A 23,228-nucleotide genomic window follows, 5' to 3' on the forward strand; every position below is an offset into this window, starting at 1 on the left:
TTCCCGATACCGGCCCGATCATGTGCGGGATCCGATCCAGATCGCGGCACCGACCACCGCCACGATGCCGATCGCCCAGATGGCGAGGCCTTCGGTGGCGGGACCGAACCCACCCAGGCCCCAGCCGCCGGGAGACTTCGCCTCGGCGGAGTCCTTCACGTAGGCGATGATGTCGCGCTTCTCCTCCGGGCTGAGCTGCCGGTCGGAGAACTTCGGCATGTTCTGCGGGCCGGTGACCATCGCGGTCCAGATCTGCGCCTCCGACGCCGGATCCAACGGCGGGGCGAATTTGCCCGAGGACAGGGCGCCGCCGCGACCGGTGAAGTTGTGGCAGGAAGCGCAGTTCATCCGGAACAGCTCGCTACCGCGGCCGATATCGGTGCCGCGCAGCGACTCCTGGGCGACCTCACCGTTGGCGTCGCGGGGCACCGTCGGGCCACCGCCGTTGGCGGCGACATAGGCGCCGAGCGCATCGGTCTGGTGGGCGTCGAACTTCGGGGGCTTGCGTTCGGCCTGCGCTTCGTTGCGGACCATCGGCATACGCCCGGAGGACACCTGGAAGTACACGGCCGCCTCGCCCACGCCGATGAGGCTGGGGCCGCGGTCGGGCACACCCTGCAGGTTCGCGCCGTGGCAGGTGATGCAGGAGGTCTCGTACAGCTGCTGACCCTCGCGGATCAGCGCCACCGAATCCTCGTTCGCCGTGGCGACCTGCGGCTCCGGGGTGAGCGCAGAGGCGAGGAAACCGGCTCCGACGAGGCCCACCATGAGCGCGAGGCCGCCCGCGATCCGTCGGCGGATGCGGCGCTGCCTGCGCTTCTTGCTGGCCTCGCCGTGCCCACCGCTGGCGGGCGCTGGCGCTGTCGGGGGCGATGAACTCATCTGTGTCCCTTTGGAGTAGACGGAACCGTGGTGGGCTGGAATGGCTACTGGATGAAATAGATCACGGCGAACAGCCCGATCCAGACGATGTCGACGAAGTGCCAGTAGTACGAGACGACGATCGCGGCGGTGGCCTGCGCGGGGGTGAACTTGCTCATCGTGGTGCGCGCGAGCAGGAACAGGAAGGCGATCAGACCGCCGATGACGTGCAGGCCGTGGAAGCCGGTGGTGATGTAGAACACCGACCCGTAGGAGCTGCCCGAGATCGAGGTCCCTTCGGCCACCAGGTGGATGTACTCGTAGCCCTGCCCGGCCACGAAGAACGCCCCCATGAAGAAGGTGAGCAGGTACCAGCGGCGCAGCCCGAACACGTCACCGCGTTCGGCCGCGAACACGCCCATCTGGCAGGTGAACGACGAGGCGATCAGTACCGCGGTGACCGGGATGGCCAGACCGAGATTCAGCTCGGTCGGCGGCATCGGCCATTCGGGTGCCTGACTGCGCGCGACGAAATACATCGCGAAGAGGCCGGCGAAGAACATCAGCTCGCTGGACAGCCAGATGATGGTACCGACGCTGACCATGTTGGGCCGGTTCAGCGAATGCACACGCTGGGTTATGGCCGATCCTGAGGTACCTACTGCGGTCGTCACGACGTAAGTATGACTCTTCGTAGTACGACAGTCGAAGTCGGGTTCCCATCTTGATCTTTTGTGTCGGGATTCACCGGCTCAGCAGGTCGCTCGTCCCGGCCCGGCGTGTCGGACGCGCCCGGCGCCGATCGGCTTCCGAACCTGCGCGGATACGGTATCGCGCCCGCTCGCGCGCGTATCGCCCGCGAACACCGAGCCGCCACCACGCGCACCGCCGCCGGGGCCGGCGATATCCGGCCGGAACGCCGGCCGAGTCGTTCGCAGACCGGGTCCGCGGTGCGCGGACAGCGATACGCCGCCGGACGCGGCGCGCATTAGGGTGTTCATGACCATTCGGTCACCCGGATCCCGGCGCGACGAGGAGATAGAGATGAGCGTGCGCAGCTGGCCCCAGATGCTCGGGGCTCTCGCCGACGGACACGACCTCACCGCGGACGATACGACCTGGGTGATCGATGAGATCTTCACCGACAACTCCACCGCCGCGCAGATCGCCGCGTTCGGGGTCGCGATGAAGATCAAGGGCCCGACCCCCACCGAACTGTCGGGTATGGCGCGCGGCATGCTCGGCCACGCGCGGCTGGTGAAGATCGCCGGCGACGCGGTGGACATCGTGGGCACCGGCGGCGATCGTTCGGGATCGGTGAATATTTCCACCATGTCCTCGGTGGTCGTCGCCGCCGCCGGAGTACCGGTGGTCAAACACGGTAACCGTGCCGCTTCGTCGAAGAGCGGCGGCGCGGACGTGCTGGAGGCGCTGGGGGTGAAACTCACCCTGGGCCCGGAATCGGTGGCCCGGTGTGTCCGCGAGGTGGGGATCGGGTTCTGCTTCGCCCCGCTGTTCCATTCGGGGCTGCGGTTCGCCGGTCCGGCCCGTAAGGAAATCGGGATACCGACGGTTTTCAATGTGCTGGGCCCGCTCACCAACCCGGCCCAGCCGCGCGCCGGGCTGGTCGGCTGCGCCTTCGCCGATCTGCTGGAGACCATCGCCGGCGTTTTCGCCGACCGCGGCGCCGCTGCGCTGGTGGTCCGCGGACGCGACGGCCTGGACGAGATCACCACCTCCGATGTCACCGACGTCTATGTGGTCGCCGGTGGGGAGATCCGGGCCGCGGTGATCGATCCCCTCCGGCTCGGTATCCCCCGGGTCGACCTGGACGCGCTGCGCGGCGGCGATGCCCAGGTGAACGCACAGGTCGCGCGGGATGTGTTCGCAGGTGTTCCGGGCGCGGTCCGCGATGCGGTACTGGTCAACTCGGCCGCGGCGATCACCGCCTACGACCTGTCCCGCGGCGCCGACCCCGCGGGCGAGCTCGACGATCACCTGGCCGCCGGGATAGAACGCGCCGCGACCGCCATCGACAGCGGGGCCGCAGCTGCCCTGCTGGACCGCTGGGCCGAACTCACCCGCGCCCTCGGCGAGGACTGAACCGGGCACACGGTCCGGCCGCCGCGCCGACCGCACCCGGCGCGCGCGGGACGGTACTTCTTCCTGCCTGCGCGGACCGCATCGGCGCCGCACGGCTCACGCCCGTGGGTACGCGGTGCACGTCGTCGTTCGATCGCATTCCGATCGAACTCAGGTACGGGACGACGAGGACTGATCGGTGCCCGGCCGCCCGCCCTCCCGGACACGGTGCGCAGGAGGGCCTGCCCTGTCCGCGTCACGGAAGCGCAACCGGCGTACGCACGCCGGGCGCGGCGCGTTGCTTCGGTGAGCGCCTATTCGCCGATCGAGAATCCGGCCTCGACATCAGCGCTGGAGTACGACTTGAACGCGATATGCGTCACGGTGCGCTGCACCCCGGGCACCTTGTCGATCCGCCCGGTGACCACATCGGCGACCTGCTCGTGGTCGCGCACCCGCACCAGCGCGATCAGGTCGACGTCGCCCGCACACGAATACACCTCGGTGACACCCTCGGTATCGGCCACGGCCTGCGCCGTCTCCGGAATGCGCCCGTTGTCGGCCTGGATCAGAACGATCGCGGTAATCATGGAACCAGCCTAAGCACCGGCCTCCCCCGCCGGGTGCGGCGGCGCCGCCGATCAGCCCCTTTCCTCGTCGTAGGACTGCGCACCCCGCGCCGCGTCCGCCGCGGCATCGGCGGTGTCGGCCCACGCGACCCAGCGGCCGGCGCCGTGCGCGGGCTCGGCATAACCCTCCGTTGTGCGCACGATCCGGACACCCGGGCGTGCCAGCCAGCGCGCGATCACGCCGGTCTCTTCGGGTGGGGCACCGCGCAGCGGCGGGGGCTGGGGTCCCGAATCCAGCGGGAGTTCCGCGGGCCCGGCTGTCCCGCAGGCCGGCTGTACGGTCTGCGCGGCGGTCACGATCCGTTCGACGACCGGCATGGGCGGTGTTCCCCGCGCCGCGGTCCCGGCGCCGGCGAGGCGGCCGTAGCGGATCACCGCGAATTCCCAGCCGCCCGCGCCGTCGGGGTGGGCGGCGATCAATTCGGGAAGCCGGGCCAGTGCGGCCAGCCGCTGGGTGCGGTGCAGGGCGCGGATCACGGCCGCGGCGCGGTCGCGCAATCGGGCCGCCGATTCGTATTGTTCGGAGCTCGCGTGTTTTTCGATCCGGGCGAGCATGAGCCGGATCGCCGCGTCGCCGGTTCCGGTGAACAGTGCCCGGGCGGTCGCGGGCGCCACCGCATAGGCGGTTGCCCCGACGGGGGTCTCGGCGGCGGCGGGGCAACCGCCCACCGCTTCCGGCCGGCAGGTGTGGACCGCGGTGCGCGACAACCGGGTGGTACAGGTGCGCAACCCGCAGTATTCGGCGAGGGTGGCGGCGATATCCGCGGCGGTGGCCCGGGCGTGGAACGGGCCGACCGCGGGACCGGCCGGTTCGCGGACCAGTGTCAACCGGGGAAACGCCTCCGCGGTGAGGGTGATCCACCAGACCCGTTTCGGGAACTTCGAACGGCGGTTGTAGGGCGGGGCGTGCGCGGCCAGCAGGCGCAGTTCCCGGACCCCTGCCTCGAGCCCGTGCGCGCATTCCACATGGTCGACCCGGGTGGCCAGCCGGACCATTTCCCGGATCCGGCCGCGGGTCTCCGATCCGGTGAAGTAACTGCGCACCCGGCGCCGCAGATTCACCGCGGTACCTATATAGAGGACTTCGTCCGACGGCCCGCGGAACAGGTACACGCCGGGCGCGGCGGGCAGATCGACCGCCAGGGCGCGTTTGGCGCGCTGGCCGGCCGTCACCTCGGGCAGGTAGTCGATCAGTTCGGTGAGACTGTGCACGCCCTGATTACCGACGCGGCCGATGAGCGCGTGCAGGACGTCCACCGTGGCGCGCGCGTCGTCGAGCGCGCGGTGATTGGGCGTGGTGCTCGCGCCCAGCAGCTGCGCCAGCACACCGAGCCGCGCCGAGGGCGCCTCGTCCTTGCCGAGGACCCGCCGGGCGAGCCGCACCGTGCACACCACCTGCGGCCGCGGCCAGGGGGTCTCACACCGGGCCGCCGCGGCCTTCAGGAATCCGATATCGAAGCGAGCGTTGTGCGCGACCAGCACCGCACCGGCCGCGAACTCCAGGAAGCCCGGTAGTACGGCCTCGATGGGTGGTGCGGCGCGCACCATCGCCGTGGTGATCCCGGTGATCTGGACGACCGCGGGCGGGATGGACCGGCCGGGATCGACCAAGGTGGCGAATTCACCGAGCACCTCGCCGCCGCGCACCTTGACCGCGCCGATCTCGGTGATCGCGTCCTCGTTGGGGCTGGTGCCGGTGGTTTCGAGGTCGACGACCACGAAGGTGGTGTCGTAGAGCGGGGTGTCGAGTTGGTCGAACGCAAGCTGCTGGGCGCTCAGCGGCACGGGTTCGGACACGGCGGGGAGCCTACGACCGGGGTCCGACAGATTCGCGATATCGGACCGTGATGGACGGCCACAAGGGGGCCCGGAACCAGTCCGTATTCCCCGGCTCGCACCCGATGACCACATATATGTGCGCCAGCTCACATACGATGTGCATTTGCTATTCAATTGCCTGATTCTCGCCGAAATGGTCATCGATCCCAAAACCGGTTCGGCCGCATCGGGCAAACAGCCGAGCCCGCCCCAGGCGCGCCAATGTCACCACAGTGACATCCACCCGCTCGAGCAGTGAAAACCACGCGGCAAACAGAACGAGTTCCGCTGTAACGCCGGAAAATCTGCGCTCTTGGCATACCCGGACGCAACCTCGCCACACTCGCGGCCGCGAGTGTGATTCAACTCGCACAATTTGCTGCCGGAAAGCTGGGTGGTTCGCGCTTATCGGAGTCTCAGGCTTTACAAATGGCCGTGATCTGTTCGTAATCTTTTCGAGACCTCGCGGAGTTCGGCACACCACTGGCGGTGGGCCGGGCGGGGATATCGGAAGGACCGCATCATGGCGTTCAACACCGTCAAGCGACAGGCGCGGCGGGCTGCCGCAACCGGAGCCGTCGGCGCTGCCACCCTGGGCGCGTTCCTGCTGCCCGCCGCCCCGGCGGCCGCCCAGCCGGTGACCATTCCGGGCGTGGGGACCTTCGAGGTGCCCAACGAGATCCCGATTCCGGCGGGTATCCCCGGCATCGTGGCGCCCAACTCCCCCGCCGCCCCGCCCTTCGTGACCCCCACCAAGACCGCCGGCGATCTCGCGCTCGATGCGGCGCTGTCGAAGGTCGGTGCTCCGTATGTCTACGGCGCCGCCGGCCCGGACGCCTTCGACTGCTCCGGGCTGGTGCAGTGGTCCTACAGACAGGCCGGGCTCGAGCTACCGCGCACCAGCGGCGCGCAGCTGTCCTCCGGCACCCCGGTATCGCTGGGCGAACTGCGCCCCGGCGATGTCGTCTCGTTCTACGGCGGCGGGCATTCGGGCCTGTACGCCGGCGACGGCAATGTCGTGCACGCGGCGACCTCCGGCACCCCGGTACAGGTGGCGCCCATCTCGTCCATGCCGTTCGCGGGAGCGCGCCGCTACTGAGCCGGCGCCGGCCCCGTGGCGCCCGGTCCGGCCCGGCGCGGTCATCCGACGACGTGACCGTTTCGTGTCGTACTGGACAGTCCACGGGGCCGTCCGTAATCTAATCGAGACCTAAACCGGGTTCATCGCACGCGAGCGTCACCAGGAGAGCGGGGCACGGCAGGCCGTGGCAGTACATCATCGGAGTCACCGCACCCCCGGGCCGGTCCGCCGGCCCGCCCGTACCGCCCTCGCGGCCGGACTCCTGGCAGCGGCCCTCTACGGCGGTGGCCCCGCGGGTGCCGATCCCGTCCCGGCGCCCGCACCGGCCTCGGCGGGCGAAGCCGTCCAGCAGATGATCGATCTGTCCCGGCAGGCCGAACAGCTCAACCAGCAGGCGCTCACCGCGCAGGCCGATCTCGACGCGAAACTCGCACTCCAGCGCGATGCCGACGCCAAGGTCGCCGGGGCCACCGCGGCCGTGGACGCGGCGCGCAACGAGGTGGCGAAATACCGCCCGATGATCGACCGCACCGCCATCGCCGCCTATCAAGGCGCGCGCACCAACCGGCTGTTCTCCGTACTGGTCAGTGATTCCCCGCAGCAACTGCTGGACCAGATGTCGACCTTGGACGTGGTCGCCACCCAGACCTCCGACCAGCTCAAACAGTACAAACGCGCCACCGACGCGGCGACCGCCGCGCAAACGGCCGCCCGGACGGCCGCCGATGCGGCCCGTGCCGCCGCCGATCAGGCCAACGCGGTCCGCGCCGATGTGGGCCGCAAACAGACCGATCTGCAGAATGCCGTCGCCCGCGTCATCGAGGTCTGGGGCACCCTGTCCACCGCGGACCGCACGGCCCTGGCCGGCTCCCCGTTCCCGCCCGGTTTCGACCGCGACAGCCTGCTGCGGGATCTGGTGCCCGGCAGCGGCACCAGCGCACTCGCCGCCGGACTCACCCGCGTGGGCGACCCCTACGTCTGGGGCGCCACCGGGCCCGACCAGTTCGACTGTTCGGGTCTGGTGCAGTGGGCGTTCGCCCAGGTCGGCAAGCAGGTGCCGCGCACCAGTTCGGCGCAGGCCGCCTACGGCACTCCCGTCGACCGCGCCGATCTCCAGCCCGGCGATGTCGTGTTCTTCTACGACGACATCTCCCACGTGGGCATCTACGCCGGTAACGGTCTCATGCTGCATGCCTCCACCTTCGGTGTCCCGGTGGCGGTCGCCCCGATGGATTCCACGCCCTACCATTCGGCCCGCCGCTATTGAGCCCCGGAGCGCCGCGCTGCCGCGACCGGCAATAGTGTGAGTCGTATGGCTCGAACTCTGCTGGTTACCAATGATTTCCCGCCGCGGCCGGGAGGTATCCAGTCGTATCTGCAGGCGCTGGCCGGACAACTGCCGCCGGACGATCTGGTCGTCTACGCGCCCCGCTGGCGCGGTGACAGCCATCGCCGATTCGACGCGAAACAGCCGTACCAGGTGGTCCGCCATCCCACCAGTCTCATGCTACCCACCCCCGGGGTGCTGCGCCGCGCACGCAAGATCCTGCGCGCCGAGGGCTGCGAGACGGTGTGGTTCGGCGCCGCCGCACCGCTGGCCCTGCTGTCCGGCCCGCTGCGCCGGGCCGGCGCCGAACGGATCATCGCCAGCACGCACGGTCACGAGGTCGGCTGGTCGATGCTGCCGGCGGCGCGGCAGGCGCTGCGGGTGATCGGCGAGAACACCGATGTCGTCACCTACGTCAGCAAATACACCCGCGGCCGGTTCGCGGCCGCCTTCGGGCCGGACGCCGCGCTCGAACATCTGCCGCCGGGGGTGGATACCGAGAAGTTCCGCCCCGACCCCGCCGCCCGCGCTGAACTGCGGCAACGCTACGGGCTCGGCGATCGCCCCACCATCCTCTGCCTGTCCCGGCTGGTTCCCCGAAAAGGTCAAGACGTCCTGCTGATCGCGATGCGCTGGATCCGGGAACGGATCCCCGGCGCGGTCCTGGTGATCGCCGGTAGCGGTCCGTACGAAGACCGGTTGCGGGGATTCGCCGAATCGCTCGGCCTCGCCGACGACGTCGTGTTCACCGGCCGGGTGGCCTCCGCCGAACTCGCCGCCCACCACACGATCGCCGATGTGTTCGCCATGCCGGCCCGCACCCGCGGCGCCGGACTGGACGTCGAAGGTCTCGGCATCGTCTATCTCGAGGCGTCGGCGACCGGCGTACCCGTGGTCGCCGGAATGTCGGGCGGCGCCCCGGAAACGGTGCTGGAGGGCGAAACCGGCCGCGTGGTCGACGGCCGCCGCGCCGACCTGGTCGCCGACGCGATCGCCGATATCCTGGCCGACCGGGATACCGCCGCCGCCATGGGCGCCGCGGGCCGCGAATTCGTCGAACGCCATTGGCGCTGGGACACCTTGGGCACCCGCCTCCGCGGATTCCTGTAGGCCACCGCTCCTGCGCGAAGATGGCGACCACCACCGCTGCGCCGAGTCCAGCGAGGCCCCCGGAGGGTCGAGGCCGCGTCGTGCTTCCGCCCTCGATGCGATGCGGCGCAGCCGCGAGTGTCGAGGGCGGAAGCACGACGCTCAGGGGCCTCGACCCGGCGGCGCCGAAGGCGCCGCAAATAAACACAGCAGCATCTATTACGCTCACCCGGGTGAGCAGTATCCAGGTCGCCGACCAGACGTTTCTCGCCGCGCCGGGCGCCGCGGTGGCCGCTGCGCTCGACGCGCCGGGGAAATGGCGGCGCTGGTGGCCCGATCTCGAACTCGATGTCCGGGAAGACCGGGGCGACAAGGGAATTCGCTGGTCGGTACGCGGCGCGCTGACCGGCACCATGGAGGTGTGGCTGGAACCCTCGCTGGACGGGGTGATCCTGCATTACTTCCTGCATGCCGAACCGCCGCGGCAGCTGTCGCCGCGTAAGCTCGCCGCGGCCAACCGGGCGCGCCGCGTCGCGGGCAAGGTGATGTCGTTCGAACTCAAGGACAGGCTCGAGGGTGACCGGCCGGCCGGGGTCTGCCCGCCCGGGAACTGACGAATTCCATACCGCACCGCCGAAAGGAACCACTGAGAACCTATGGCCGACCGGACCCAGAGATCGATCGTCATCGCGGCTCCCGCACAGCAGGTGATGTCCGTTATCGCCGATCTGGCGTCCTACCCGGAATGGGTATCGGCGGCCAAATCGGTGGAGGTCCTCGAGACCGGTCCGGACGGTCGTGCGCGCACCGCGCGTTTCGTCCTCGACGCCGGCGTCGTCAAGGACACCTATGTGCTGTCCTACACCTGGCAGCCCGATGATCTGGCGGTGAGCTGGACACTGGTGCGCGGCGAACTGCAGAAAGCGCAGGAAGGCCGTTACGAACTCGTCGAACAGCCGGACGGCGGCACCGAGGTGCGCTACGAACTGACCGTGGATCTGACCATTCCGATGATCGGCATGTTCAAACGCAAGGCGGAGAAGGTGATCACCGATACCGCGCTCAAGGAACTGAAGAAACGGGTCGAAGGCTGACCGGGCCGCGCACCGAACCGAACCCGGCCGCCCGCGACGGCGCGCCGGGCCCGGGTTCCCGGACGCGGGTCGAACTGTTCGTCGGTAAGGGCGGGGTCGGTAAGACGACGCTGGCGTGTGCGCAGGCCATGGGGTACGCGCGCGATGGGCAGCGGGTCCTGGTGGCTTCCTTGGACCAGGCACATTCCCTGGGTGACGCCCTGGGTTTCCGGTTCGCGCACGACGCGGGCGCGGTCCCCGGGATCACCCGGGTCGTACCCGGTCTCGAGGTGATCGAACTCGATTCGCTGGCGCTGCTCGAGGAGCGGTTCGCCGAGATCGCCGATCTGCTCGCACTGGACCCGGGCCATGATCACGGATTCGATCTACGGGCGCTGGACCCGGCCGAACTCACCGGCCTGCCCGGTGTCCAGGAACTGCTGATGCTGGTGGAGATCGCCCAGTACGCCGCCGACGGCGAATGGGATGTGATCGTCCTCGACTGTCCGCCCACCGCGGATATGCTGCGCATCGTCACCGCTCCCGACACCCTCCTGGGTTATCTGGACCGGCTCTGGCCACCGCACCAGCGGATGATGAGCGCGATCGGCACCGACCTGCGGCGCGCCGTCCTGGCGGCGACGATGCAGCGGATCGTCGGCGCCGTTACCGAAGTCCGCGATCTGCTCGCCGATTCCGGGCGTACCGGCGCCCGGCTGATCACGCTGCCGGAGCGGGTCGCGGTCGCGGAATCGGCGCGGGTGCGCTCGGCGACGGCGCTGCTCGGCTTGCGCCTGGACGCGGTGGTGGTGAACAAGGTGCTGCCCGCGGTACCGCCGCCGGGGCCGGAATCGCAGCATCCGGCGGTGCGCTGGTATACGCACCGCTACGCCGAGCAGCTGGATGTGATCGCCGGACTGCGCCGGTCCATGCCGGAGGTTCCGGTGCTGGTGGCAGGCCATACGGGCGCCGAACCGGTGGGAATCGGCCCCCTCGCGGGGTTGTCGTGTGTCGTCGCCGCGGACGAAACCGTATCCGGTCTCGACGGCCCGACGTGCACAACCCGCATCGACGGCACCGCGACCGCCCGGGGTTCGACCGGCAGTTCGGCCATCAGCGGACCCGGCGAGGGCACCCGCAACACCGCGACCGGCACCCGCGCCACCGCGGCCACCGAAGACATGGCCGGCAGTTCGCCCGGCAGTGGCGCCGGCCGGGGCGGTGGCGACACCGCGGCCGTTCGGCGTGACAGCGCCGCGGGTTTGCGCGACGATGCGGGTTCGGTGGCGGCGCACCCGCCTGCCGACACTGCCGGACCCACCGTCCGATTGGAATCGGGCACGGGGTTGGATTCGGTATACGCGCTGCGTATCCAGCTACCGGTAGCGGATCCGGCCACGCTGCGCCTGGGACGAGTGGAGGACGATTTGATCGTGGGAGCCGACGGCGTGCGCCGGCGGTTGCGCCTGGCGCCGGTATTGCGCCGCTGCACCGTCAGCACCGCCGAACTCGACGACGGATATCTGGTGATCCGTTTCCGCCCCAACCCCCAGGAGTGGCCGCGATGACCGGAACCGATTACCGGCAGCCGGAGGGTATCGCCGAATTCGCCGACGAACTGCGCCTGCTCGCCGAGACCGTCCTCGAACGGGTGGAACCGGTCCTGCGCGAAGCCGCCGCGGACGGCGAACCGGAATGGGGCAATTGCACCTGGTGCCCGCTGTGCGCCGCGGCGGCACTGGTTCGCGGGGAGCACCACGAGGTGCTGGCCACCGTGGCCGCGCACGGTACGGCCATCGTGACCGTCTTGCGGGAAGCGCTGGCCGGGGCACCCGTGGATCCGGTCATGCCGCACGATCACGGCACGAAACCTGCTGCTGCCCACCATGGTTCCGGCCCGAATGAGCACAGCACGGCGGCCACCGGCCACAGTGCGGACTCCGCGACCCCGCGCACCGGCGAAACCGGCGCCGCGGGAGACGATCCGGGCGCGCACACACCACCGGACGGCACCACCGGGCCGCGCGCTCGCGCTACCGGAAAGTCGCGCTATGTCGGCATACCCGTGAACATCAAGCCATGAGCGCCGCCGGTCCGGGCTCTCCCCTCACCGTCGGTGTCGATATCGGGGGGACGAATATCCGCGCCTCCGTGGTCGACGCGACCGGCGAGGTGCTCGATACCGTGCAGTGCCCGACCCCGCATTCGGCCCCGGCGCTCGAGGCCGCGCTCGATCGCGCGGTCCGCGAACTCGGTGACCGGCACAGTATCGACGCCGTCGGCCTGGCCGTGGCCGGATTCGTTTCCGCCGATCGCAGCACCGTCCGGTTCGCCCCGCATCTGCCGTGGCGGGACGCGCCCGTCGCGCACCGCCTCACCGAGCGGCTCGGCCTGCCCGTCCTGCTCGAACACGATGCCAATGCCGCGATGTGGGCCGAGTACCGGTTCGGCGCCGCGGCCGGCGGCCACAACGTGGTGCTGGTGGCCATCGGCACCGGGATCGGTGCGGCCCTGCTGATCGACGGTGTGCTGTACCGCGGTACGCACGGTGTCGCACCGGAACTCGGCCACCTGCAGGTGGTGCCCGGCGGCCGCGAATGCGGCTGCGGGAAACAGGGTTGCTGGGAGCGGTACTGCAGCGGAACGGCATTGGCCGAATCCGCGATCGAACTGCTGGCCACCAATTCGGCGCCGTCGATGCTGGCCAAGGAGATCACCGCCGATCCGGGCGCGCTCACGGGCCGCCGCGTGGCCGGCGCCGCGCAGGACGGCGATCCGCTGGCCCTGCGGGTGATGGCCGATTTCGCCCGCTGGCTCGGGCTGGGCCTGGCCTTCGTGGGCGATATCTTCGACCCGGATCTGGTGGTCGTCGCGGGCGGGGTGAGCAGTTCGGCGCCGCTGTTCCTCGACGAGGCCCGGGAGGAGTACGCCGCGGCGGTCACCGGCCACGGGCACCGCCCGCTGGCCCGGATCCGGACCACCCAACTAGGTGAGGCCGCCGGCATGATCGGCGCCGCCGAACTCGCCCGCACCGCCCTCATCGCCGGCCACTGAGAACCCGGGTTACGCACAACGGTCCACCGCCGGGAAAACCCCCGGCCGCGCAGAATTCCGGGACGGCCGGCCACACCGAAGGCACGGCAATTTAACACAACCGGGCTTGGAGGAGGTTCGCCCGCGACGGTAGAGTCGGCAGGCAAGGCTCACCCACACTTCCATCCCGATTTCCGGAGTAAGGACGTCATGTTCTACTGGCTGCTCAAGTTCGTGCTGCTGGGTCCGTTCATCCATCTCTACAACCGGCCCGAGGTGGAAGGTGTGGAAAACATCCCGGCCGAGGGTGCGGCCATCATGGCGGGAAACCACCTGTCCATCGCGGACTGGCTCTTCGCGCCGCTGAAGAGCCCGCGCCGGATCAACTATCTGGCCAAGGCCGAGTACTTCCACACCCCGGGCCTCAAGGGCCGGTTCCAGAAGTTCTTCTTCAGCGCCTCCGGTCAGTACCCGATCGATCGCAGCGGCGCCGACGCCGCCGAGGACGCGCTCAACGCCGCCCGCAAATTGCTGGACGAGGGCCGGCTGGTCGGGCTGTACCCCGAGGGCACCCGCTCCCCCGACGGCCGGCTCTACAAGGGCAAGACGGGGATGGCCCGCCTCGCGCTGGAAACCGGGGTCCCGGTGATCCCGGTGGCCGTGATCGGCACCGACCGGGTGAGCCCGCCCGGAGGGTTCCGCTGGCGACGGCACAAGGTCACCGTGAAGTTCGGAAAACCGATCGACTTCTCCCGGTACGAGGGGATGGCGGGCAACCGTTTCGTGGAGCGCGCGGTCACCGACGAGGTCATGTACGAGCTGATGCGGATGTCCGGCCAGGAGTACGTGGACGTGTACGCCGCCAGCCTGAAGAAGAACGTACCGTCGGGTCCGTCCTCGCATACGCCGCGTATTCCGGAGTCCGCCGCGAGCTGAGCTCGGGCGTACCATGATCAGGTGACGGTTCGCGCGAAGGTTTGCGGTATCCGCTCCCGGGCCGACCTGGAAACGGCGGTCAGCGCCGGCGCGGACGCTGTGGGTTTCATCTCCGGCACCACGCATACCAGCGAAGATGCGCTGACCCCCGAGGCCGCCGAGCAGTTGTGCGCGGCGACGCCGTCGTTCGTGAACCGGGTGCTGGTGACCCACCTCGAGGACGCCGGCGCCATTCTCGACCTCGCCGATCGGGTCGGCGTGGACACCATCCAGGTCCACGGTCTCGTCGACGGTGCCACGCTGCGCGCCGTGCACGCGGCCGCGCACAATCGCACCATCGTCCGCGCCGTGCACGTCACCGGCCCCGATGCGATCGCCCGCGCCCGCGAGGCCGCCGCGGACTGCGATGCCGTCCTCCTGGATTCCCGTACCGCCGACCGGCTCGGCGGTACCGGTCGCACCCACGACTGGGCGGTGAGCGCGCGGATCGTCGGCGAACTCGCCCGCCTGGGGTGTCCGGTGATCCTGGCCGGCGGGCTCACCGCCGACAACGTGGACGAGGCGATCGCCGCCGTGCACCCGTTCGGGGTGGATGTGAACAGCGGCGTGGAAACCGAGACCGGCGACAAGGATTTCTCGGCGTGCGCCGCCTTCGTCAAGACTGCGCACGAGCACGTGCCGGGCTACCCAGTTCCAGTCCCACCGCCCCGAGTACGAGGACTCCAGCCATCAGGGTCGCCACGGTGATCTCCGAGCCCACCACCAGCGCCCCGGCAACGGTGGCGACCACGGCCTCGTTGAGCCCGATCAGCCCCGCGGTGACCTCGTCGAGCTCCCGCAGCGCCAGCCAGTAGCAGGCGAAACCCGGTCCGAGCAGCAGCGCCCCGATCACACCGAGGATCACCGCCTGACGGGCCGTCGGACCTGCACCGAGGAACATCGCCATCCCGATCACCGGCGTGGCCAGGACGGCCGCGGTGAGCAACTGCAACCCCGCCGCCGATCCGCTGGGCAGGCCCGGTGATTCCCGGACGACCAGGGTGATCAACCCCGCCACACAGGCCGCGCTGATCAGCGCGAGCGCACAACCGAGCAGCGCCGGGCCGAGTGCCGTATCGGCCGGCCGGTAACCGGCGACCAGCCAGATCGCCGCGCCGATGGCGACCAGTTCCGCGGCCAGCGTCAGCGTGATCGACCGCCGGCCGCGGACGATCCGGACGACGATCAGCAGCACGGGCGAGGTGAGATGCAGGGCCACCACCACCGGTAACGGCCCGAGGTACAGCGCGGCGACATACGACACCAGATTCAGCACCTCGAGGACGCCGAGCCGCAGGAACAGCCGTGGCGCGGCCCGGAAATCCCGCCACGGGGCACCGCCGCGCACCACCGCGAAACCCAGCAGCGCCGCCGCCCCGCCCGCGGCGACCGGGGCCGCCGCGATTCCCGTGGCGCCCACCCCGGCGATGCCCGCGCTCGACACACCCCACAGGCTGGTTGCCGCGACGAGCAGCGCCGGGCCCCGCCAGGCGAGGCTCACGAGAGCAGGTAGGTCACGATCGGCAGCACGACCGCGGTGTAGGCCGCGAACACCGCGGCCGCAATCCGCCCTTTCGCTACCGACGGCAACCGGGTCGCGATACCGGTATAGGTGCCGAGCGCGATGACGACGGTGCCCCACACGACCAGGGCACGGCTTGCGACCACCCCGAGATCGTCCGCGAAGAGCACGGCCAGCAGCACGATCGTGAGCCCCGCGGGCGCCGCGGCGGCCAGCGTGAGCCCGCCGGCGTAACTGTTCATCAGGACGGCCCGCCCCCGGTGCCCCACGACCTGCTGCGCGTCCCGTGGATGCGATCCCCGCTCCCGGCAGATGAGGTCGAAGATCACCGCGGGGTTGACGCGCTGGTTCACCACCCGGCGCACCGCGAGCATGGCCTCCAGGCCCTGCACCGTGGCGAAGGAGGTGATGAATCCGCCTGCGGAGGTGCGGAATCCACCGCATACCGCCGATCTCTCCTGCGTCTCCTGCAATTCGAGCAGTTCCACGAGCCCGCGGCGCACCCCGGGATCGAACACGGCGCGATCGTCGGCGGTGACGACGGCACCGACCGCGAGGTGCAGGCCCAGATGCCGCCACGTGGACGCCATCAGACCTTCCCGGAACGATTCCTCCTCCGCCCCGGCTTTCCCCTCGCGCAGCGCCTGCAGCATGCGCTGCACCGTCAGCTCCCGCACCTTGTCGACTCGTTTACCGCCCACGGCGGCGATCTCCGGCCGGGCGAGCAGCCGCGCGACGTGCGCGCACGCATAGATCGGCTGGGCCCGGGGGTCGTCGCCGAGCATCATCGAGACCACCAGGGACGTGCCCTGTAGCAGCGCCTCGGCCGCCGTCTCGTCGGTACCGGCGAGATCGGCCAGGGCGTGCAGGGCGGCCGTGGTGGCGGTGAGCGAGATCGGGCCGACCGCCTCGGACAACCGCCAGCCGCGGGTATCCGCGTCCCGGGCGGCGTAGAGCTCCCGCAGGCAGCGCACCACCACCGGGTCGTCGGAGGGTACGCCCAGGCAGTGCAGCGCGCGCAGCCGCCAGGACAGATCGATCGGTGACCGGAACACCCACTCCCCGCTGTCGGTGTCCACGACGTCACGGCGCACCAGCGTGCCCACCTCCGCCGCCCGCGGGACCGGCCGGCCGGCCGCGGTCAAGGCGACCACGACCTCGGCGGTGTTCTGCGGATTCGGCAGGACATCGGACAGCCACCCCCATCCGGCACCCCCGTTCCGCACGCCGGCCTGACTGCGGTGCAGCCATTCCACAGCCCAGTCGATCCGCTGGTCGATGTTCGACATTGCACACCTCCATCCGCGCCACCGAAGCCGGGTTCCCCAGGCGCCCAGGGCCGCTGACCACGCTACCGGCACGGTCCGACACGTTCGGCGGGATTCGCGTCTACGCTGTGGACCCACAACCCCACGGCGACGGCCGGATTCGCTGTGGGCCGGAGGGAGAAGAATCGGATGTTCAAAACTCTGCTGGGCGCGCTGGGCTCGAATACGGCCGAGGTGGAGACCGAACTGTTCACGCCCGGGGTACAGCCCGGACAACCGGTTCAGGGGGTGATCCGGATGCGCTGCCAGGACCGTCCGGTCCGGATCAACGGAGTCTCGGTGGAACTGATCACGCGGGCCGAACGCGAATACGACAACGGGGAACAGCTGGTCGATCTCGCGTTCGCGCGGCAACCGGTGTTCGGTCCGTTCGAACTCGTCCCCGGCCATCCGCTGGAGGGCCGGTTCGAACTGGTGACGCCGTGGGAAACGCCGATCACGTTCTACAACGGGCGGCATCTGCCCGGGACCGCGGTGGCGGTACGCACCCGGGTCGATGTGGAGGGCGGATTCGACGCCGCCGATACCGATCCCCTCGGGGTGGGTGCCCTCCCGCCGCAGCACGTCCTGCTCGCGGCCGTCGAGGCGTGGGGCTTCGGGCTACGGCACGCCGATGTGGAAGCGGGCCGGATCGATCGGATCCCGCACCGGCTGCCGTTCTTCCAGGAGATCGAATTCGGCCCGTCCCCGCGCTTTCCGGGACTGAACCAGCTCGAGGTGACCTTCGTGGCCGACCCGCACGGGATGTACGTGGTGCTGGAGGCCGATAAACGCGCCCTGATGTTCGCGCCGGGCCGCGATATCCAGGACGCCATCCGGGTCGAGTACGCGACCTTCGAACAGGTGAACTGGGTCGACGTGCTCGGGCAGCGGTTACATCTGCTGGCCCGCTGACGTTTTCGCCACGCCGTTGCACCGGAGTTGCCCGGCTCGGCGGCGGGCGTTCACCTACCGTTGAACCGGACACGGGAAGCTCGTCGCCGCGACGGTCGCGCAGGCCGCCCGGCCCGGCGCAATCCCCCTGGACACCACGTGGTGGCCCCACCCCGCCCGCCGGCGCCGCCGGGCCCCGGTCGCGCGGGCAAAAACTACAGGTCAGGAGTCCATTCGGCAGGCAGGCGGGAGCAGATCTGTGATTCGATATCGCCGCGGCCGCGCGGCTGTGGTTAGCTTTCGTGCCATGAGCACGCCGCACATCGTTTCGCCCGCCGAGTACCTGCCTCGCGACACCGCGGATGTCGTTCGCACCGTGCGGAATTCCCGAGATCTGTCCAGGCCGCTCACCGTCCACGGAGGCGATCCCGCCACCGACGGCCTCGCCCTGCCCGATCAGCAGACCGTGGTCTCGCTGCGCCGGATGAACGCCATCGTCGACCTCAACCTCGGCCGCCGCACCGTACGGGTGCAGGCCGGGGCGCGGCTGTCCGATATCGACCGCCGGCTCGCCGCGCACGGCCTGGGCCTACCCGTGGTGGGCGATCACCGCGATATCACCGCCGGCGGTTTCGCCTCGGTCGGCGGGGTGAGTACCGCCTCGCACCGGTACGGGTTGTTCATCGACCGGATCGCGGACCTGGAATACGTCGATACCGACGGCCGGATCGGCACCTGCGGACGCACCCACCACACCGAACGGTTCCGCCGCATCCTGGGCGCGGGCGGCCGGGCCGGCATCATCACCGCGCTCACCCTCGACGCGGTCGAGGTGGACAAGGACAACACCTGGCTGTCCACCGATTCGCACCGGTTCCTGGATTTCGACAGTTTCGTCGACTACGCCTACAACGAGGTCGCCGATCCGCGCGACGCGGTATTGCAGGTCGGCCGCTGGGTCGACACCGCCCCGTTGAAGGTGTCCCGCCCCGTCGGCGCCGGGCAGGTACAGCTGGGCACGGTCCGCTTCGGCCAGTGGTCGAGCCTCTACCCCACCGCACCCACCCGGTCCCTGCGCGCCCGCCGGGAGGTCGGCAGCCGGGCCCGGAAATCGCTCGGCGCGATCGCCTCGGCCAGTAGCGGCAAGGCCGGTATGCCGGTCCGCAACGCGGCCGCCGGCGCGGTGATGTTCACCCCCAAGGTGCTCACCCTGCGCGACGCGGAATACCTCGCCGATACGGTGATCAGCTCCTCCGAACGCGGCCCCGCCTACCGGGTCGGCGTCTTCGCCCCGCTGTCGAACTACACCTCGGTGTTCTACCGCCTGCACGACCTGTTCAACGGCCACCGCGAACGCACCGGCTGCTTCACCGTCATCTCCGCCATGACCTACGGCGTCCGTTCGCACTATCTGCGCGCCGAATCCGCGGCCCACAACCTGCCGGAGGCCGACCACGGCCTGATCACCTTCACCTGCCGGCTGCGACCGCACGCCCTGCCCTCGGAGCAGCTGCGCGATATCGTCACCGGCATCGACGAGATCTGCCGTTCGGAGAACAGCATCCGCTACGAATCCGTCGATTGATGGTGTCTCGCGCGTAGTCGGACCCCATCCGGCACAAAACCCCGCTGTCCACTCGGACAGCGGGGTTTTGTTTGCTCCTGCGCCGTAGACCGGCGCTCGAGCTCAGTGCTTCTCGGGGCCCAGGTAGTACTCGAAGACCAGGCCGCCGGCGGCGGTGAGGATCAGGATCACGCCGAGGCCGAGCAGCCAGGGCTCGAAGAAGGCGAAGCCCAGGGCGGTGACCGAGGCGGCGCCGGCGAGCAGGATCGGCCAGGGGCTGCCGGGCGAGAAGAACCCGAGGTCGCCCGCACCGTCGACGATTTCCGCGTCCTCGTAGTCCTCCGGCCGCAGGTCGAGGCGGCGAGCCACGAAACGGAAGTAGGTGCCGATGATCAGCGAGAGTCCCGCGGTGAGGACGATCGCCGTGGTACCGGCCCATTCGATACCCGTCCGCGATTGGGCGGTGAAGAAGCCGTAGATGATGCCCACGATGATGAAGAACACCGTGAGAAGTTCGAACAGACGTGCTTCGATCCTCATCTGAGATCAGTCCTCACTTGCTCTCGGTGGCATCGGTTTTGACCGTGCGATCGGTGTTGAACGGCTGGGTGGAGGTCGCCACCGGCGATTCGCCGATCGATTCCAGCGCCGCGGCGTTGGTCATACCCGATTCCCGCGCCTGGATGTAGCGCTGGAACTTCTCCGGCGTCACCGCGCGGACCTCGAAGTTCATCATCGAGTGGAAGGTGCCGCACATCTCCGCGCAGCGGCCCACGAACGCGCCCTCGCGTTCGATCTCGCTGATCTGGAAGACGTTGTCGGAGTTGTTCTCCTTCGGGTTCGGCATCACGTCCCGTTTGAACAGGAACTCCGGCACCCAGAACGCGTGGATGACGTCGGCGGCGGCGAGCTGGAACTCGATCACCTTGCCGGTGGGCAGCACCAGGATGGGCACCTCGGTGCTGGAACCGACCGTTTCGATCTTGTTGTAGTGCAGGAACGAGAGGATGTCGTTCTCCGGGCGGCCGTGCACGGGGCCGGGCTGCTCGTGGCCGTGCTCGTTGACCCGCTCGGCGTATTCCTGCAGCTGCTCCTGGTTCGCGTCCTCACGCACGGTGTCGACACCGTTGTAGGTGTACCCGTTCTTCAGGTCGACCTCGCGGTAACCGAACTTCCAGTTCCACTGGAAAGCGGTGACGTCGACCACCACATCGGGGTTGTCGACCTTCTCGTGCACGTAGTTCTGCACGACCACGGTGAAGTAGAACAGCACCGCGATGATCACGAAGGGGATCGCCGTGTAGGTCAGCTCGAGCGGCACGTTGTAGCCGGTCTGCCGCGGGAACTCCGGCGAGTTCTTCTTCTTGCGGTGGAAGATGACGGTCCAGAAGGTGAGACCCCAGACCAGCACACCCATGAGGAGGGCGGCCACGACCGACCACGTCCACAGTTCCCGCATCCGGTGCGCCTGCGGGGTGACACCCGAGGGCCAGCCGAACCGCAACCACACATTGTCGATCGAGCAGCCGGAGACGAGCATCGCGGTGATCCCGAGGGATACCGCCAAACCGGCCCGCCGCAGGACACTACCCCGCCGCCGGGCAGGCCGTGCCCCGATCTCGTCGCTCGCCTTGTGCGCCACGCTCACGCCTTCCTGGTCGCCACACATTCCGACATCGCATCCACGGCGGCGGGAACCCGCCTCCGGTGATACAGACAAACAGCTCATCGGGCTTCCCGGGCGGCTCCGCGCACCGCGCGGCACCACCCGGAACAGTCCGAGTACTACGCAGCGTAGACCAAACACGCGCCCGGTACGCCGTCGGGTCGGCTTCGACACTCCGCGCGCCAGCGTAGCCGCAGAACGGAGGTGTATCGCACGGGAGAACCGGGCGTGCGGCATACTCGGACACTAGATTTCGCCCGCCGCGCCCGCCTGCCTCGGCGCGGATCCCCCGACCAGAGGAAACGAGGTCAGCGACGCAGTGTGTGGACTGCTCGGATTTCTGACGTCCGATACCGCCGCGCCGGAAACAGTGCAGCGGGTGTACGACGCCCTGCACTGTGTGCGGCACCGGGGCCCGGATGAGCGCGGTACCTGGCACGACGACCGGCTGATCTTCGGCTTCAACCGGCTCTCCATCATCGATATCGAACATTCGCATCAGCCGCTGCGCTGGGGCCCGGCCGAAGACCCCGAGCGGTACGCCCTCACCTTCAACGGCGAGATCTACAACTATCTGGAACTGCGCGAGGAGCTGGCCCGCGAGCACGCGGCCGAGTTCGGCGACCGCCCCATGTTCGCCACCGAGGGTGACGGCGAGGCCATCGTGGCGGCCTTCCACTACTGGGGCCCGGAGGCGGTACGCCGGCTGCGGGGCATGTTCGCCTTCGCGATCTGGGATACCCGCGAGCAGGAACTGTTCCTCGCCCGCGACCCGTTCGGTATCAAACCGCTGTTCCTCGCCACCGGCCCCGGCGGTACGGCGTTCGGCAGCGAGAAGAAGAGCCTGCTGGAACTGCTCGGCGATCTCGGGCTCGACGAATCCCTGGACCATCGCGCGCTCGAGCACTACACCGTGCTGCAATACGTCCCCGAACCGGAGACCCTGCACGCCGGGATCCGCCGGCTCGAATCCGGCAGTTACGCGGTCGTGCGACCGGGTGCGGCGCCGGTGACGACGCGGTATTTCGTGCCGAAGTTCGGCGTGCGGCCTTTCGCCGCCGGTGGCGAGACCGCCCGTTATGCCGAGATCGCCGCGGCGCTCGAGGATTCGGTCGCCAAACATATGCGCGCCGATGTCACCGTGGGTTCGTTCCTGTCGGGCGGTATCGATTCCACCGCCATCGCGGCGCTGGCGATGCGGCACAACCCGAAGCTCATCACCTTCACCACCGGTTTCGAGCGTGAGGGCTACTCCGAGGTGGATGTGGCCGCCGAGAGCGCCGCGGCGATCGGCGCCCGCCATATCGTCAAGGTGGTCTCCCCCGCCGAATTCGCGGCCGCGATCCCGGAGATCGTCTGGTATCTCGACGACCCGGTGGCCGATCCGGCGCTGGTACCGCTGTATTTCGTGGCCAAGGAAGCCCGCAAGCACGTCAAGGTCGTGCTGTCCGGTGAAGGCGCCGACGAACTGTTCGGCGGTTACACCATCTACCGGGAACCGCTCTCGCTGGCGCCGTTCGACAAACTGCCGGGCGGGTTGCGCCGGCTGGCCGGTAAGGTCTCGGACCTGATCCCGGAGGGCACTCGCGGTAAGAGCCTGCTGCATCGCGGCTCACTCACCCTGGAACAGCGTTACTACGGCAACGCCCGCAGTTTCAGCGACGCCCAGCTGCGGTCGGTGTTGCGCGAGTTCCGCCCCGAATGGACCCATCAGGACGTCACCGCCCCGATCTACGCGCAGTCCGCGGGCTGGGATCCGGTGACCCGGATGCAGCATCTGGACCTGTTCACCTGGTTGCGCGGCGACATCCTGGTCAAGGCCGACAAGATGACCATGGCGAATTCGCTGGAGCTGCGGGTGCCGTTCCTGGACACCGAGGTGTTCCGGGTGGCCGAACAGATCCCGCTGGAGCAGAAGATCACCAAGGAGACCACCAAATACGCCCTGCGCCAGGCGCTCGAGGGCATCGTCCCGGGGCATGTGCTGCACCGGGCGAAACTGGGGTTCCCGGTACCGCTGCGGCACTGGCTGCGCGGCACCGAACTCTACGACTGGGCGCGGCAGCAGATCACCGAATCGCAGACCGGACATCTGCTGGACAAGGCGGCCGTCACGGCGATGCTCGACGCGCACCGCGCCGGCGAGGGCGACCACAGCCGCCGGCTGTGGACGCTGCTGGTGTTCATGATCTGGCACGGGATCTTCGTCGAGGACCGGATCAAACCGGAAATCGCCGAACCCACCTACCCGGTACAGGTCTAGGGACGCACAGCCCGAATCCGGAACGCCGAAGGCCCCGCTCGAAA

The 23,228-nt window shown here is 69.4% G+C and carries 22 protein-coding genes; 14 read left to right on the plus strand and 8 right to left on the minus strand.

The features are described 5' to 3' along the window. Positions 1 to 18: 18 nt before the first annotated feature. Entirely contained in the window at positions 19 to 882 is an 864-nt protein-coding gene (gene qcrC / locus ACQEVO_RS20670) for a cytochrome bc1 complex diheme cytochrome c subunit (protein ID WP_432915616.1), read from the minus strand. 44 nt (positions 883 to 926) lie between these two features. After that, positions 927 to 1,535 (minus strand): aa3-type cytochrome oxidase subunit III, encoded by a 609-nt coding sequence (gene ctaE, locus ACQEVO_RS20675; protein WP_432915618.1) that lies wholly within the window; start codon positions 1,533 to 1,535, stop codon positions 927 to 929. A 370-nt stretch (positions 1,536 to 1,905) separates the two neighbouring features. Between ctaE and trpD the strand changes: the two genes are divergently transcribed. Further along, positions 1,906 to 2,964 carry an anthranilate phosphoribosyltransferase gene (gene trpD / locus ACQEVO_RS20680; RefSeq protein WP_432915619.1) on the plus strand — a complete coding sequence of 353 codons (1,059 nt, stop codon included), beginning with the start codon at positions 1,906 to 1,908 and terminating at the stop codon, positions 2,962 to 2,964. A 293-nt stretch (positions 2,965 to 3,257) separates the two neighbouring features. On the opposite strand, the gene ACQEVO_RS20685 is transcribed toward trpD, so the two are convergent. Together ACQEVO_RS20685 and ACQEVO_RS20690 are read right to left on the minus strand one after the other, a co-directional pair. After that, positions 3,258 to 3,533 (minus strand): Lrp/AsnC family transcriptional regulator, encoded by a 276-nt coding sequence (locus tag ACQEVO_RS20685; RefSeq protein WP_280402716.1) that lies wholly within the window; start codon positions 3,531 to 3,533, stop codon positions 3,258 to 3,260. 51 nt (positions 3,534 to 3,584) lie between these two features. Next, the gene (locus ACQEVO_RS20690) at positions 3,585 to 5,369 is read right to left on the minus strand and encodes a DEDD exonuclease domain-containing protein (RefSeq protein WP_432915622.1); all 1,785 of its coding nucleotides are present in this window, start codon (positions 5,367 to 5,369) and stop codon (positions 3,585 to 3,587) included. A 544-nt stretch (positions 5,370 to 5,913) separates the two neighbouring features. Here ACQEVO_RS20690 and ACQEVO_RS20695 point away from each other — a divergent pair. The 10 genes from ACQEVO_RS20695 (at position 5,914) to ACQEVO_RS20740 (ending at position 14,676) form a co-directional block, all read left to right on the plus strand. Beyond that, entirely contained in the window at positions 5,914 to 6,489 is a 576-nt protein-coding gene (locus ACQEVO_RS20695) for a C40 family peptidase (protein ID WP_432915623.1), read from the plus strand. Between the two features lie 166 nt (positions 6,490 to 6,655). After that, positions 6,656 to 7,738: an NlpC/P60 family protein gene (locus ACQEVO_RS20700; protein ID WP_432915625.1), complete on the plus strand. Its 1,083-nt coding sequence runs from the start codon at positions 6,656 to 6,658 to the stop codon at positions 7,736 to 7,738. 45 nt (positions 7,739 to 7,783) lie between these two features. Continuing rightward, complete coding sequence (locus ACQEVO_RS20705) at positions 7,784 to 8,908, plus strand: glycosyltransferase family 4 protein (protein ID WP_432915627.1); 1,125 nt, start codon at positions 7,784 to 7,786, stop codon at positions 8,906 to 8,908. A 212-nt stretch (positions 8,909 to 9,120) separates the two neighbouring features. Continuing rightward, positions 9,121 to 9,501: a polyketide cyclase / dehydrase and lipid transport gene (locus ACQEVO_RS20710; protein ID WP_432915629.1), complete on the plus strand. Its 381-nt coding sequence runs from the start codon at positions 9,121 to 9,123 to the stop codon at positions 9,499 to 9,501. Between the two features lie 42 nt (positions 9,502 to 9,543). After that, a complete protein-coding gene (locus ACQEVO_RS20715; RefSeq protein ID WP_432915631.1) occupies positions 9,544 to 9,981 on the plus strand; it encodes an SRPBCC family protein in 438 nt (145 codons plus the stop codon). Between the two features lie 74 nt (positions 9,982 to 10,055). Then, complete coding sequence (locus tag ACQEVO_RS20720; RefSeq protein ID WP_432922889.1) at positions 10,056 to 11,528, plus strand: ArsA family ATPase; 1,473 nt, start codon at positions 10,056 to 10,058, stop codon at positions 11,526 to 11,528. After that, complete coding sequence (locus ACQEVO_RS20725; RefSeq protein ID WP_432915633.1) at positions 11,525 to 12,043, plus strand: hypothetical protein; 519 nt, start codon at positions 11,525 to 11,527, stop codon at positions 12,041 to 12,043. The genes ACQEVO_RS20720 and ACQEVO_RS20725 overlap by 4 nt, the downstream gene beginning before the upstream one ends. Then, on the plus strand, positions 12,040 to 13,014 hold the full coding sequence (locus tag ACQEVO_RS20730) for an ROK family protein (protein WP_432915635.1): 975 nt from the start codon (positions 12,040 to 12,042) through the stop codon (positions 13,012 to 13,014). Before ACQEVO_RS20725 ends, ACQEVO_RS20730 begins: the two co-directional genes overlap by 4 nt. 189 nt (positions 13,015 to 13,203) lie before the next feature. Then, positions 13,204 to 13,929, plus strand: a complete 726-nt coding sequence (locus tag ACQEVO_RS20735; protein ID WP_432915637.1) for a lysophospholipid acyltransferase family protein — start codon at positions 13,204 to 13,206, stop codon at positions 13,927 to 13,929. Between the two features lie 21 nt (positions 13,930 to 13,950). Continuing rightward, positions 13,951 to 14,676, plus strand: a complete 726-nt coding sequence (locus ACQEVO_RS20740) for a phosphoribosylanthranilate isomerase (protein ID WP_432915639.1) — start codon at positions 13,951 to 13,953, stop codon at positions 14,674 to 14,676. Here ACQEVO_RS20740 and ACQEVO_RS20745 read toward each other — a convergent pair. Together ACQEVO_RS20745 and ACQEVO_RS20750 are read right to left on the minus strand one after the other, a co-directional pair. Then, positions 14,585 to 15,469, minus strand: a complete 885-nt coding sequence (locus tag ACQEVO_RS20745; RefSeq protein ID WP_432915641.1) for an EamA family transporter — start codon at positions 15,467 to 15,469, stop codon at positions 14,585 to 14,587. The genes ACQEVO_RS20740 and ACQEVO_RS20745 overlap by 92 nt on opposite strands. Next, a complete protein-coding gene (locus ACQEVO_RS20750) occupies positions 15,466 to 16,779 on the minus strand; it encodes a hypothetical protein (protein ID WP_432915643.1) in 1,314 nt (437 codons plus the stop codon). The genes ACQEVO_RS20745 and ACQEVO_RS20750 overlap by 4 nt, the downstream gene beginning before the upstream one ends. A 168-nt stretch (positions 16,780 to 16,947) precedes the next feature. On the opposite strand from ACQEVO_RS20750, the gene ACQEVO_RS20755 reads away from it, so the two are divergent. Next, positions 16,948 to 17,712: a sporulation protein gene (locus ACQEVO_RS20755; protein WP_432915645.1), complete on the plus strand. Its 765-nt coding sequence runs from the start codon at positions 16,948 to 16,950 to the stop codon at positions 17,710 to 17,712. Positions 17,713 to 17,998: 286 nt separating this feature from the next. Further along, complete coding sequence (locus ACQEVO_RS20760; protein ID WP_432915647.1) at positions 17,999 to 19,276, plus strand: FAD-binding oxidoreductase; 1,278 nt, start codon at positions 17,999 to 18,001, stop codon at positions 19,274 to 19,276. A gap of 102 nt (positions 19,277 to 19,378) precedes the next feature. On the opposite strand, the gene ACQEVO_RS20765 is transcribed toward ACQEVO_RS20760, so the two are convergent. Together ACQEVO_RS20765 and ctaC are read right to left on the minus strand one after the other, a co-directional pair. Further along, a complete protein-coding gene (locus tag ACQEVO_RS20765) occupies positions 19,379 to 19,795 on the minus strand; it encodes a cytochrome c oxidase subunit 4 (protein ID WP_432915649.1) in 417 nt (138 codons plus the stop codon). A 13-nt stretch (positions 19,796 to 19,808) separates the two neighbouring features. Continuing rightward, complete coding sequence (gene ctaC / locus ACQEVO_RS20770; RefSeq protein WP_432922892.1) at positions 19,809 to 20,795, minus strand: aa3-type cytochrome oxidase subunit II; 987 nt, start codon at positions 20,793 to 20,795, stop codon at positions 19,809 to 19,811. A 445-nt stretch (positions 20,796 to 21,240) separates the two neighbouring features. Here ctaC and asnB point away from each other — a divergent pair, with 445 nt between their 5' ends. Next, positions 21,241 to 23,184, plus strand: coding sequence for an asparagine synthase (glutamine-hydrolyzing) (gene asnB / locus ACQEVO_RS20775; RefSeq protein WP_432915650.1), 1,944 nt, complete (start codon positions 21,241 to 21,243; stop codon positions 23,182 to 23,184). The last annotated feature ends 44 nt before the right edge of the window (positions 23,185 to 23,228 follow it).

It is taken from the genome of Nocardia sp. CA-290969 (genome assembly GCF_050936135.1).
GTDB lineage: Bacteria > Actinomycetota > Actinomycetes > Mycobacteriales > Mycobacteriaceae > Nocardia.